Origin of the sequence: Streptomyces sp. NPDC079020, assembly GCF_044542225.1 — a bacterium.
GTDB lineage: Bacteria > Actinomycetota > Actinomycetes > Streptomycetales > Streptomycetaceae > Streptomyces.
This window is the reverse complement of sequence record NZ_JBITUB010000004.1, coordinates 130629-143690: the sequence shown is the minus strand read 5'-3', so window position 1 is coordinate 143690 and position 13062 is coordinate 130629. Positions and strand designations below refer to the sequence as shown.

8 protein-coding genes and 1 pseudogene are annotated in these 13062 nt (G+C 71.0%); 6 read left to right on the top strand and 3 right to left on the bottom strand.

The genetic code is table 11. The features are described 5' to 3' along the window. Positions 1-127 precede the first annotated feature (127 nt). Positions 128-1084 carry a pirin family protein gene (locus ACIGJO_RS10185; RefSeq protein ID WP_399954906.1) on the top strand — a complete coding sequence of 319 codons (957 nt, stop codon included), beginning with the start codon at positions 128-130 and terminating at the stop codon, positions 1082-1084. A 78-nt stretch (positions 1085-1162) separates the two neighbouring features. After that, positions 1163-2272 (top strand): AI-2E family transporter, encoded by a 1110-nt coding sequence (locus ACIGJO_RS10180; RefSeq protein ID WP_399954903.1) that lies wholly within the window; start codon positions 1163-1165, stop codon positions 2270-2272. Here the strand turns inward: ACIGJO_RS10180 and ACIGJO_RS10175 are convergent. Continuing rightward, positions 2258-4411 carry a SpoIIE family protein phosphatase gene (locus tag ACIGJO_RS10175; protein ID WP_399954900.1) on the bottom strand — a complete coding sequence of 718 codons (2154 nt, stop codon included), beginning with the start codon at positions 4409-4411 and terminating at the stop codon, positions 2258-2260. The two genes, ACIGJO_RS10180 and ACIGJO_RS10175, sit on opposite strands and share 15 nt — an antisense overlap. 175 nt (positions 4412-4586) lie before the next feature. On the opposite strand from ACIGJO_RS10175, the gene aspS reads away from it, so the two are divergent. Both aspS and ACIGJO_RS10165 read left to right on the top strand, forming a co-directional pair. Then, the gene (aspS, locus tag ACIGJO_RS10170) at positions 4587-6371 is read left to right on the top strand and encodes an aspartate--tRNA ligase (protein WP_399954897.1); all 1785 of its coding nucleotides are present in this window, start codon (positions 4587-4589) and stop codon (positions 6369-6371) included. A 299-nt stretch (positions 6372-6670) separates the two neighbouring features. Then, entirely contained in the window at positions 6671-7453 is a 783-nt protein-coding gene (locus ACIGJO_RS10165) for a L,D-transpeptidase family protein (RefSeq protein WP_399955667.1), read from the top strand. Positions 7454-7545: 92 nt separating this feature from the next. Here ACIGJO_RS10165 and metG read toward each other — a convergent pair. After that, positions 7546-9161: pseudogene (gene metG / locus ACIGJO_RS10160) on the bottom strand (methionine--tRNA ligase). 203 nt (positions 9162-9364) lie between these two features. Between metG and ACIGJO_RS10155 the strand changes: the two are divergent. Together ACIGJO_RS10155 and ACIGJO_RS10150 are read left to right on the top strand one after the other, a co-directional pair. Then, entirely contained in the window at positions 9365-10018 is a 654-nt protein-coding gene (locus ACIGJO_RS10155; protein ID WP_329944939.1) for a response regulator transcription factor, read from the top strand. Positions 10019-10059: 41 nt separating this feature from the next. After that, the gene (locus ACIGJO_RS10150; protein ID WP_399955664.1) at positions 10060-11301 is read left to right on the top strand and encodes a sensor histidine kinase; all 1242 of its coding nucleotides are present in this window, start codon (positions 10060-10062) and stop codon (positions 11299-11301) included. On the opposite strand, the gene ACIGJO_RS10145 is transcribed toward ACIGJO_RS10150, so the two are convergent. Continuing rightward, complete coding sequence (locus tag ACIGJO_RS10145) at positions 11235-12890, bottom strand: VWA domain-containing protein (RefSeq protein ID WP_399954893.1); 1656 nt, start codon at positions 12888-12890, stop codon at positions 11235-11237. The two genes, ACIGJO_RS10150 and ACIGJO_RS10145, sit on opposite strands and share 67 nt — an antisense overlap. Positions 12891-13062 lie beyond the last annotated feature (172 nt).

Below are 13062 nucleotides of genomic sequence, written 5' to 3'. Positions count from 1 at the left end.
CAGAGCAGGGAGGGCCCGCGCCGCTCGTGGCGCGGGCCTTCTCGCTGCCCGGGAATGAACGCCGCCTTGCAGGATGTTCACTGTTCAACTAAATTGGACGCAGAACACTCGCCCGGAGGTGGCTTCCATGCCCGCAGTGACTGTCGAAAACCCGCTGACCCTGCCCAAGGTCGCCGCCTCGGGCGACGCCGCGGCCCGTCCCGTGCTCGCCGTCACGACCGCGCCGAGCGGGTTCGAGGGCGAGGGCTTCCCGGTGCGCCGCGCGTTCGCGGGGATCAACTACAAGCACCTCGACCCGTTCATCATGATGGACCAGATGGGTGAGGTGGAGTACGAGGCCGGGGAGCCGAAGGGCACCCCCTGGCACCCGCACCGCGGCTTCGAGACCGTCACCTATCTGATCGACGGCACCTTCGTCCACCAGGACTCCAACGGCGGCGGCGGCACCATCCGCAACGGGGACACCCAGTGGATGACGGCCGGCTCCGGCCTCCTGCACATCGAGGCCCCGCCGGAGTCCCTCGTCCTGTCCGGCGGCCTCTTCCACGGCCTCCAGCTCTGGGTGAACCTGCCCAGGGCCGACAAGATGATGGCCCCCCGCTACCAGGACATCCGCGGCGGCCAGGTCCAGCTCCTCGCCTCCCCGGACGGCGGCGCGCTGCTCCGTGTCATCGCCGGTGAGCTCGACGGGCACGAGGGCCCGGGCGTCACGCACACGCCGATCACCATGATCCACGCGACCGTCCGTCCGGGCGCCGAGGTGACACTGCCCTGGCGCGAGGACTTCAACGGACTCGCGTACGTGATGGCCGGCCGCGGCACCGTCGGTACGGAGCGCCGCCCCGTCCGCATGGGGCAGACCGCGGTGTTCGGCGAGGGTTCCTCGCTGACCGTCCGGGCGGACGAGCAGCAGGACGCCCACGCCCCGGACCTGGAGGTCGTCCTGCTCGGCGGCCGTCCGATCCGCGAACCGATGGCGCACTACGGGCCGTTCGTGATGAACAGCCAGGCCGAGCTGAAGCAGGCCTTCGAGGACTTCCAGGCCGGCCGTCTCGGCACCGTGCCCGCGGTCCACGGCATGTGATGTTCGCCATGTGATGTTTGCTCACTCGTACGGGGGTGCGAGTGGGACAGCGGGCCCCTGCTGTGATCGGGTGGGAGGGTGCATACCCAAAAGCCCCTCCTGCCCGACACCGCGCGGCGCACGGCCGCCTGGTGCGGTGTCGTCCTGCTGGTCGCCGGTGTCGCCGCGGTCGCCGTCTGGCTGTGCATCGTCTTCAAGACCGCGATCACTCCCGTGCTGCTCGCGCTGCTCGGTACGGCGCTGCTCGGCCCCGTCCACCGCTGGCTGACCGCCCGTAAGGTGAATCGTTCCCTCGCCGCCGGTCTGACCTGCGCCGTGCTGGTCGCGGTGGTCGGCGGCGCCGGCTACATAGTCGTCACCGCGCTCATCGACACCGGCGATCAGATCATCTCCTCGCTGAAGGACGCCGGGCAGTGGGTGGTCGACCACTTCGGCATCGCCGAGGACACGAACGTGAACAGCCTCGCCGACAACGCCAAGTCCCTGGTCGAGAAGTTCGGCGCGAGCGCCGCGGGCGGCCTGCTCAGCGGAATCAGCCTGGTCGGATCGCTGCTGGCGACCAGTGTGCTCGCGCTGCTGCTGACCTTCTTCTTCCTGCGCGACTCCGACCGCGCCGTGAACCTCGCCCACTCCCTCGCCCCGCGCGGCACCGGGGAGCTGGTGGAGTCCATGGGACGGCGGGCCTTCGAGGCGGTCGAGGGATTCATGCGCGGCACCACGTTCATCGCGCTGATCGATGCCCTGTGCATCACGGTCGGCCTGTTGATCCTGGATGTGCCCGGCGCGGTGGGGCTGGGGGCGCTGGTCTTCGTCGGCGCGTACATCCCGTACCTCGGGGCGTTCATCTCCGGCGCCGTCGCCGTCCTGGTCGCCCTCGCCGACCGGGGCTTCGTGATCGCCCTGTGGGCGCTGGGGGTCGTGCTCGCGGTCCAGGTGCTGGAGGGCCATGTGCTCCAGCCGATGATCCAGAGCCGTACGGTCCAGATGCACCCCGCCATGATCATGGTCGCGCTGACCGCGGGCGCCAGTGTCGCCGGGCTGCTGGGGATGCTGCTGGCGGTACCGCTGTGCGCGGCGGCCTTCGGTGTGATCGGGGAACTGCGGAAGGGGTACGGGGGCCCCTCGGGCACCCAGCCGGACCGGCCGGACCCGTCGGGAAGCTCCCCGGAGCCGTCACCCGGCGCCTGAGCCGTCGTCCGGCGCCTTCGCCTTCGCGTCCTTCCCCGGCCCGGCCGACTCTTCCAGCTCGAACCAGATCGACTTGCCCTCGCCCCGGGGGTCGACACCCCATGAGTCCGCCAGCATCTCCATCAGCACCAGCCCCCGTCCGCTGGATGCCATCTCGCCGGGACACCGCTTGTGCGGGAGTTCGTCGCTGCCGTCGGCCACCTCGACGCGGAGCCGCCGCGCGCCCCGCTCACCGGCCGCCTCGGCGACCATCAGCGCGTCGCCGTCCGTGTGGACCAGGACATTGGTGGCCATCTCCGAGAGCATCAGGACCGCCGAGTCGACCTGGTCCGGGTCGGCCCAGTCGTGCAGGAGCTCCCGCAGCTGCTGCCGGGCGACGGCGACCCGCTCGGGCTCGGCCTGGGCGATCGTCAGCGCGGTGCGACGCGGCTGCGCGACCCGGGCCGCGGTGCTCTCGCGGCGGAGCACCAGCACCGCGACGTCGTCCTCGCGGCGGTCCGCCAGAGGCCCCGTCGTGTAGTGCGAGGTCGGCCCGTGCACCGCCTGGACCAGGGCGTCGGCGAGCTTCTCCAGGTCCTCGACGGGCTGTTCCAGAACCGGCCGGAGCCGGGTCCAGCCGGTGGTCATGTCATGTCCGCCGGTCTCGATGAGCCCGTCCGTGCACAGCATGATCGTTTCTCCGGGCTCCAGGACCACCCGGGTCGTCGGGTAGTCCGAGTCCTCCTCGATGCCCAGCGGCAGCCCGCCCGAGGTCTGCCGGATGACCGCGGTGCCGTCGACGCTGATCACCACCGGGTCCGGATGGCCCGCACGGGCGATGTCGAGCGTTCCGGCGACCGGATCCACCTCCGCGTACAGGCAGGTCGCGAAGCGCGGGGCCGTGTGCGCGTCGCGGTCCGCGTCGCCCAGGTCCTCGTACGCCTCGGTGAGTCCGGAGAGGAAGCGCGAGGCCCGGGAGAGCACGGCGTCGGGGCGGTGCCCCTCGGAGGCGTAGGCGCGCAGGGCGATGCGGAGCTGGCCCATCAGACCGGCCGCCCGCACGTCATGGCCCTGGACGTCGCCGATGACGAGCGCGATACGGCCGGTGGGCAGCGGGATCATGTCGTACCAGTCGCCGCCGACCTGGAGTCCGCCGCCGGTCGGGATGTAGCGCGCCGCCACCGTCATCCCGGGGATGTCCGGCCCCAGGGACGGCATCATCGAGCGCTGGAGCCCCAGGGACAGTTCGCGTTCGGTCTCGGCGACACCGGCACGGGCCAGTGCCTGCGCGAGCATCCGGGCGACGGTCGTGAGCACGGCACGCTCGTCGGGGGAGAACGCCACGGGGTGCCGGAACCCCGCCATCCAGGCCCCCATCGTGCGGCCCGCGGAGACCAGGGGCAGGAAGGCCCAGGACCGGCGCCCGAAGCGGCGGGCGAGCGGCCAGGTGGCCGGGTAGCGGCTCCGGTAGTCGTCGGGGGAGGGGAGATAGATGGCCCGCCCCGTCCGGACGACCTCGGCGGCCGGGTAGTCGGTCTCCAACGGCATGGCGGTGAACGGTTCCTCGTCCCCCGTGTTGTGCCCGTGGTGCCCGATGATGGTCAGCCGCTCCCCGGCGGCGCCGAAGACGGCGAGCCCGTCCGGCGAGAACCCCGGCATGGAGAGCGAGGCGGCGACCCGCAGCACCTCCTGGGTGGACCGGGCCTCGGCCAGTGCCCGCCCCGCGTCCAGCAGGAACGCCTCCCTGGACCGGCGCCAGTCGCCGGTGATGGAGGTGTGCGCGGCGGTGGCGCCCGGCTGGGGCTCGGCAACCTCCTGGAGCGTGCCCATCAGCACATAGCTCTCGGCTCCGTGCTCGGCCGGGTAGGTCGGCTTGGACCTGCTGCGTACGGTACGCAGGACCCGGCCCCGCTCGTCCACGATCCGCAGCCGGGCCTCGGCCAGGGTGCCTTCGGCGACCGCCAGATTGACCACCCCGTAGATCTCGTTCCAGTCGACCGGGTGGAAACGGGAGCGCACCGCGGACTCCCGGTAGACACCGGGCTCGGCGGGCAGCCCGAGCAGCCGGGCCGCCTCCCCGTCGAGGGTGACCGTGCCGGCGGCGTTGTCCCAGCGCCACAGACCGGTCGCGATCGCGGCCAGGATTTCCTCGGTGCGCATTGCCCCACTTTAGGAAGATGTACTCGGCCGACGCCACCGAGGGATGGCCGTACGCGATCATCCGCGGCCCCCATGGATGATCTTGAACGGTCAAAGGCAATGAAGTGGTGCGGGCGCGGGCGGTAGCCTGGGGTGGCTGAATCCACCCCGAACCGCGAAGACTGGATGAACGACGATGCATCGGTACAGGTCCCACACCTGCGGCGAGCTCCGCGCCTCTGACGTCGGCACCGACGTCCGGCTGAGCGGCTGGCTGCACAATCGCCGAGACCTGGGTGGCATCCTCTTCATCGATCTGCGCGACCACTACGGTCTGGTGCAGCTCGTCGCCCGCCCCGGCACGCCCGGCAACGAGGCCCTGTCGAAGCTGACCAAGGAGACCGTCGTCCGGATCGACGGCAAGGTCTCCGCCCGCGGCGCCGACAACGTCAACCCGGAGCTGCCGACCGGTGAGATCGAGATCGAGGTCACCGAGGTCGAGGTGCTGGGCGAGGCCGCCCCGCTGCCCTTCACGATCAACGCCGAGGACGGGGTCAACGAGGAGCGGCGTCTGGAGTACCGCTTCCTGGACCTGCGCCGCGAGCGCATGCACCGCAACATCATGCTGCGCACCGCCGTCATCTCCGCGATCCGGCACAAGATGACCGCCCTCGGCTTCAACGAGATGGCGACCCCGATCCTCACCGCGACCTCTCCCGAGGGCGCCCGTGACTTCGTGGTCCCCTCCCGGCTGAACCCCGGCAAGTTCTACGCCCTGCCGCAGGCCCCGCAGCAGTTCAAGCAGCTGCTGATGATCTCGGGCTTCGACCGGTACTTCCAGATCGCGCCGTGCTTCCGCGACGAGGACGCCCGCGCCGACCGCTCGCCGGGCGAGTTCTACCAGCTCGACGTCGAGATGTCCTTCGTCGAGCAGGAGGACATCTTCCGGCCGATCGAGAAGCTGATGACCGAGCTCTTCGAGGAGTTCGGCAACGGCCGCCATGTCACCTCCCCGTTCCCGCGCATCCCGTTCCGCGAGTCGATGCTGAAGTACGGCAACGACAAGCCGGACCTGCGGGCCCAGCTGGAACTGGTCGACATCTCCGACGTCTTCGCGGACTCCGAGTTCAAGGCGTTCGCCGGCAAGCACGTCCGCGCCCTCCCGGTGCCGGACACCGCGGGCCAGTCCCGGAAGTTCTTCGACGGCCTCGGTGCCTACGCCGTCGAGCACGGCGCCAAGGGCCTCGCCTGGGTGCGCGTCGGCGAGGACGGCACGCTGGCCGGTCCGATCGCCAAGTTCCTCACCGAGACGGACGTCAAGACCCTCACCGAGCGGCTGTCGCTGGTCCCCGGCCACGCGGTCTTCTTCGGCGCCGGCGAGTTCGACGAGGTCTCCAAGATCATGTCGGCCGTCCGGGTCGAGGCCGCCAAGCGGTCCGGCAACTTCGAGGAGGGCGTCTTCCGGTTCTGCTGGATCGTCGACTTCCCGATGTACGAGAAGGACGAGGAGACCGGGAAGATCGACTTCTCGCACAACCCCTTCTCGATGCCCCAGGGCGGACTGGAGGACCTGGAGACGAAGGACCCGCTGGACATCCTCGCCTGGCAGTACGACATCGTCTGCAACGGCATCGAGCTGTCCTCCGGCGCCATCCGTAACCACGAGCCCGAGCTGATGCTCAAGGCCTTCGAGATCGCCGGTTACGACCGCGAGACCGTCGAGCACGAGTTCGCGGGCATGCTCCGCGCCTTCCGCCTCGGCGCCCCGCCGCACGGCGGGATCGCCCCGGGCGTCGACCGCATCGTGATGCTGCTCGCGGACGAGCCGAACATCCGCGAGACGATCGCCTTCCCGCTCAACGGCAACGCCCAGGACCTGATGATGGGCGCTCCCACCGAGCTGGACGAGACCCGGCTGCGGGAGCTGAACATCCAGCTGCGCAAGCCGGTCGCCTCCTCGAAGGACAAGACCGAGAAGTAGGCCCCGCGCCCGTTTCACGTGAAACAGTCCCCGATCACCTGATCGGGGACTGTTTCGTTGTGCGGGGCCCCGCGGGTGACGGACCGTGCGGGGCCGACGGGCGATGAGCGGTAACTGCGGCGCACCCAACTCACCAGCGCGTACGGGCACGTGACGTTCGGGCCCGTCCCGCCCCGGTCACCGGTACAGCCGGATGGCCCCGGTCCGGATTCGGCGTGGCCGGGCCCGGCAAAGACTGGCACCTGAGACCACCGTGCCGTGCCGTGCCGGCCGCCGGAACCACCGAGGAGCCCGCCACCGTGTCCGTCCCCCGCCGCCCGTCCCTCCGTTCCACCGCCCCGTTCCTCCTTCTGCTCCTGCTCCTGCTCCTCACCGGCTGTTCCCCGGCCGCCCCGGAGGCCTCGGACGCCGGCCCCCCGCGCGGTGCGGCGGGCCCGGAACCCGCGGTGGAGGCCATGCGCGCAGCCCCGTCCCGCCCCGCGCCGCCCGCGGAGATCCCGGGCCTGGGGCCGGGGACCAGGGCGCTGATCCCGTCCACCGCCCTCCAGGCGTTCGTGGTGACCGGCGAGGCCGCCGACTCCCACCGGGCCACCGCCGCGCTCTACACCCGCGACGCCCCGGCGAGGAGCTGGCGACGGGTGACCGCCCCCTGGCCCGCCCACAACGGGATGAAGGGATGGACGGACCTCCATGTCGCGGGCGACCTCAAGTCCCCCAACGGCGTCTACTCCCTCACCGACGCGGGCGGCAGGCTGCCCGACCCCGGCTCCCTGCTGCCGTACGACGAGCAGCCGCACTTCGCGGTGAGCGGCGACGGGTTCTTCGGCGAACCGCTGGAGGGGTCCTTCGACTACGTGGTCGCCATCAACTACAACCGAGCGGAGGGCGTCAGCCCGCTGGACCGCGACCGGCCGCTCGGTCCGGAGCGCGGCGGCGGCATCTGGATCCATGTGGACCACGGCGGGCCGACCCAGGGCTGTGTCTCGCTCCCGGAGGAGCGGATGAAGGAACTCCTGCTCACCCTCGACCCGGCGAAGAAACCGGTGATCGTGATGGGCGACGCCGCCGCGCTGGGGCGCTGACACCGTGCCGCGGCAGACCTCGACGCACAGGGGCCCGGGACCGATCACTGATCGGTCCAGGGCCCCTGTGCTGTCTGATCCGGAAGAAGGACCTAGGCGGCCGGCTTCTCCTCCAGACGCGGGAACAGCACCGCGCCCTTGGTGACGGTGCTGCCCGCGGGCAGCAGACCCCAGGTGCCCGCGTCCTGGACCCGCTGGTCGGCCAGGGCGCCAAGGGACGCCTCGGCGCCCAGCGACTCCCACAGCTTCTGCGAGGTGTCCGGCATGACGGCGTTCAGCAGGACCGCGACCCCGCGCAGCGCCTCGGCGGCCGTGTACAGGATCGTCGCGAGCCGCGCCTGGCCCTCCGGGGAGGTGTCCTTGGCGACCTTCCACGGCTCCTGCTCCGTGATGTAGCCGTTGACCTGCTTCACGAAGTCGAAGACGGCCAGGATGCCCGCCTGGAAGTCCAGCTCCTCGCCGATCAGCCGGTCGGCCGCGGTGACCGCCGCCGCCAGACCTTCCTGGACGGCCCGCTCGGCGTCACCGGCGGCCGTGGCCTCCGGCAGCGCACCGCCGAAGTACTTGCCGACCATGGCGGCGACGCGCGAGGCGAGGTTGCCGTAGTCGTTGGCGAGCTCGGAGGTGTAGCGGGCGGAGAAGTCCTCCCAGGAGAACGAGCCGTCGCTGCCGAACGCGATGGCGCGCAGGAAGTACCAGCGGTACGCGTCCACACCGAAGTGTGAGGTCAGGTCCTGCGGCTTGATGCCGGTCAGGTTCGACTTCGACATCTTCTCGCCGCCGACCATCAGCCAGCCGTTGGCCGCGACCCGGCCCGGCAGCGGAAGACCCTGCGCCATCAGCATCGCGGGCCAGATCACCGCGTGGAAGCGCAGGATGTCCTTGCCGACCAGGTGCACATCGGCCGGGAAGGTCCCGTCGAACTTCTCCTGGTTGGCGCCGTAGCCGACCGCCGTCGCGTAGTTGAGCAGCGCGTCGATCCACACATAGATGACGTGCTTCTCGTCCCACGGCACCGGGACGCCCCAGTCGAAGGTCGAGCGGGAGATCGACAGGTCCTGAAGGCCCTGCTTGACGAAGTTGACGACCTCGTTGCGGGCCGACTCGGGCTGGATGAAGCCGGGGTTGGCCGCGTAGAACTCCAGCAGCTTCGGGCCGTACTCGCTCAGCTTGAAGAAGTAGTTCTCCTCCTTGAGGATCTCCACCGGCTTCTTGTGGATCGGGCACAGCTTCGTGCCGTCCTCGGCCTCGATGAGGTCGCCGGGGAGCTTGTACTCCTCGCAGCCCACGCAGTACGGGCCTTCGTACCCGCCCTTGTAGATCTCGTCCTTGTCGTACAGGTCCTGCACGAACTCCTGCACACGGTCGGTGTGCCGCTTCTCCGTCGTACGGATGAAGTCGTCGTTCGCGATGTTCAGATGCTCCCAGAGGGGCTTCCACGCCTCTTCCACGAGCTTGTCGCACCAAGCCTGCGGAGTGACGTTGTTCGCCTCGGCAGTGCGCATGATCTTCTGACCGTGCTCGTCCGTGCCGGTGAGGTACCACACCTTCTCGCCACGCTGGCGGTGCCAGCGGGTGAGCACGTCGCCTGCGACGGTCGTGTAGGCGTGGCCCAGGTGAGGAGCGTCGTTGACGTAGTAGATGGGGGTCGATACGTAGAAGGAATTCACGCCTTCGCCCCCTGCTTCTCGGATCCAGTGGCCGCCATGGTCGAAATCCTAACGGCCCGTGGGAGATCCCCTCACATCGATAAACGCCGCCGGCCCCGGGAAGGGCCCGCCGAGCGCCCGCCCCGCAGGGGCCGGGCTCCTGTGGAGAGCCTGTGGAGAGCTTTGCGAAACATGCCTTCCGGTAATTAAGACGCATCCTGGGAGGGAGTGGACACGCATGCACGAGGCAGGGGACATCACGATGCGGGTACTTGTCGCCGAGGACGAGGAGATCCTGGCGGAACTGGTCGCGACCGGGCTGCGCCGGGCCGGGTTCGCGGTCGACACGGTGTACAGCGGTGACGCGGCACTCGCCTATCTCGGGCTCCACGACTACGACGTCGTCGTCCTGGACCGCGATCTGCCCCGTGTGCACGGCGACGACGTGGCCCGCAGACTGGTCGCCTCCGGCTCCCGGACCAGGATCCTGATGCTCACCGCCTCCGGGACCATGGAGGACCGCGTCGCCGGGCTCGACCTCGGCGCCGACGACTACGTGGCCAAGCCCTTCGAGTTCCCCGAGCTGGTCTCACGGGTGCGCGCGCTGCGGCGGCGCAGCGCCAGGCCCGTACCGCCGCAGCTGGAGCGGTACGGAATCCGGCTCGACACCGTACGGCGGGCCGCGTCCCGGGACGGCCGGGACCTGGATCTCTCACCGAAGGAGTTCACGGTGCTCCAGCTGCTCCTGGAGGCCGACGGCGGGACCGTCAGCGCGGAGGAGCTGCTGGAGCGCGCCTGGGACGCCAACGCCGACCCGTTCACCGGGGCCGTCCGCGTCTGCATGAGCAAGCTGCGCGGCAAGCTCGGTGAGCCCGCGCTGATCCGTACGGTGCAGGGCGTCGGGTACGCCCTGTGAAGCGGCGGCCCCGGTTCGCGCGGGTGCCCGGCGCGGCGAGGATGCCGCGCTCCACGATCCGGACCCGCATCGCCCTCGTGTACGGCGGGGTGTTCCTCGTCCTCGGGACGGCGCTGCTCGTCACCGTCAACCTGGCCTCCCGCGCCGGTACGGACTCCCAGGCGCGGGCCATCGCCTCCTCGGCGGCGGTCGTGCAGCCGGGCTACGCGGTGAACGGGCCCCTCATCACCCGAAGACAGCTCGGACCGCTCACCGTCTACGACCTCACCGACCATGTCAGCGACGCCGCCGGGCAGCAGCTCATGTACTGGTCGGTCGCCGCGCTGCTCGTGATGACGGCGTGCGCGGTCGGAGTGGGCTGGTGGACCGCCGGGCGGGTGCTGCGGCCCGTCCACGCGATGACCGCGAAGGCCCGCCGGCTCTCCGAGCACACCCTGCACCAGCGCATAGCGTCCAGCGGCCCCGACGACGAACTGAAGGAGCTGGGCGAGACGCTCGACGCGCTGCTGGCACGGCTGGAGAGGGCGTTCGACAGCCAGCGGCGGTTCATCGCCAATGCCTCGCACGAGCTGCGGACCCCGCTGGCGACCCAGCGGGCGGCGATCCAGGTGGGGCTGGACGACCCGACCCCGGAGGATCTCGTCCGGACCCGGCAGATGCTCCTGGACGCCAACCGGCGCAGCGAGCGGCTCATCGAAGGGCTGCTGGTGCTGGCCCGCAGCGAACGCGGGCTGGCGTCGGGCGAGCGCGAGGCGGTCGGCTTCGCCCGGGTGGTGGAGGAGGAGGTCGCCCGGCAGCACTCCCGGCTGCGTGCGGCGCGCCGGGCCCGGGGCGGGCCGGAGGCGGACGTGATCGACGTGCGGACCGTGGTGAGCGGGCCCTGCACCGTACGGGGCAACCGGCTGCTGCTCGCCCAGTTGGTGACCAACCTGCTGGCCAACGCCGTGACGTACAACGTGCCCGGCGGGCATGTGGAGGTGTCGCTGACGGCGGAGGGACGCCTGGCGGTGCGCAACACCGGCCCGATGGTGGCCGAGGCGGACATCCCGGGCTTCTTCGAGCCGTTCCGGCGGGGCGAGGGCCGGGACCGGATGGGTCCGGGGTCCGGGCTCGGTCTGTCGATCGTGCGTTCTATCGCTGAGGCCCATGGCGGTACGGTCACGGCGGTTCCGGGCCCGGAGGGCGGCCTCGCCGTGACCGTACGGCTACCGGTGGATCAGCCTCCGGTCACGGTCTCGCGGGCCGCGATCCAGGCGGGCAGTCCGGCCAGGATCTCCCGGTAGAGCTCGGCGTCGGTCACCTCGCGCGGGGCCGGGCCCGCGTGGAAGAAGCCGGCGTTGTCGGCGTCCAGCTTCCGGAGGAAGTCGAAGCCCTTCGCGTCCTGCTCGCCGAACGCGACGAACTGGAAGAACAGCGGCAGCCGCGCGGCCTCGGCCAGCGCCTGCTTGGCGGCCTGCTTGGCGTCCGGCGGGCCGTCCGTCTGGAAGATCACCAGTGCGGGGCCGGTGGCCGCCGACTTCTCGTAGTGCGCGACGACCTCCTCGACGGCCCGGTGGTAGTGGGTACGGCCCAGGCGGCCGAGACCCGCGTGCAGCTCGTCGACCCGGCCCTCGTGGGCGGCGAGGTCGATCGTCCCGGTGCCGTCGATGTCGGTCGAGAAGAAGACGACGGGCACGGTGGCGCTCTCGTCGAGGTGCGCGGCGAGGGCCATGGCACGGTCGCCCAGGTGCTGGGCGCTGCCGTCCTTGTAGAACGGCCGCATGGAGCCCGAGCGGTCCAGTACCAGGTAGACGGTGGCACGGAGCCCCGTCAGCCCGTGCGCCTTGAGCCCGGCCTGCGCCGCCTTGTACGGGGCGGCGAGCTGGGGGGCGCGCGACTTGACCCGGGCCAGGGTGATCGCGGGCTTGCCGGGGGTGGATGCGGGGGCAGCGGTGTCGGCGGGGGCCGGTGCGGTGGGTGCTTCCGGTGCGGCCGTTGCTTCGGCGGGCTGGGGGGCCTCGGGGACGTCCGGGGTCTCGACGGCTTCAGCGGACTCGACGGCTTCCACGGCCTCGATGGGCTCGGGTGCCTTGACGGCTTCGGGTGCCTCGACGGGCTCGGCGGCCGCATGGGGAGCCGGTGCGGGCTCCGTCTCGGTGTCGCTCGCGGCTTCAGCTTCTGCTTCGGCTGCGACTTCGGCGGTGACCGTCGGCGTGGGCTCCGCCTCGGCGGTGACCGTCGGCGTGGGCTCCGCCTCTGCCTCGGCCGCTGCCTTTGTTGCCGTCTCTGCCTCGGCCACTGCCTCTTCCGGGGCAGCCTCGGCGGCCGGTGCGGGCTTGGCCTCGGCCTGCGGTTCCGGCTCCAGGTCGATCGTGATCGGCTCCGGCGCGGTCTCCGGCTCCGCGTCCGGGGTCTCGACGGCCTTGGGCGTTTCGACGGCCTTGGGCGTTTCGACGGGCTCGGGCGTTTCGACGGGCTCGGGCGCCTCGACGGGCTCGGGCGCCTCGACGGGCTCGGGCCTCGGCTTCGTCGGCTCCGGGGACGAACCCTGGGCCGGGACCGTCGGGATGACCGCCTTGTCGAAGGCCGCCGCGACCAGATCGGAGGCCAGCCCGCTCTCGGCGGAACCGGAACCGGAACCCGAACCGGAGCTGGAGCCCGAGCCCGAACCGGCGGCGGCTGAAGAGACCGACGTAAGGGTGGAAGTGGAGGAAGGCGAGGCCGGGGCAGGAACCGAGGCCTTCGCTTCCGGCACGGGTGCGGCCGCCGAAGTGGTCTCCGGCTCCGATTCCGTGGGCGGGGTGCGCTCGGCCTGGGGCGGGACGACGGCCGTGGTCGGCTCGTCCTGCTCCGTGCGGCCGAACACCTTGCGCAGCAAGCTCCGAATGCCCATGGGCGAGGCCTTTCGCATGAGTTGGGTGCGATAAATGTCCGACCTGCGGCAAATGATCCCTGGCCAGGACGGATACGTAAGGTTAGCGGCCGGATCCGGCCGTTCGGCGGTACGGCCCGCCCCCGGCACGGTTGAGCCGCGATCGTTTTCCGGCCGGACCCCGCCGCCGCCC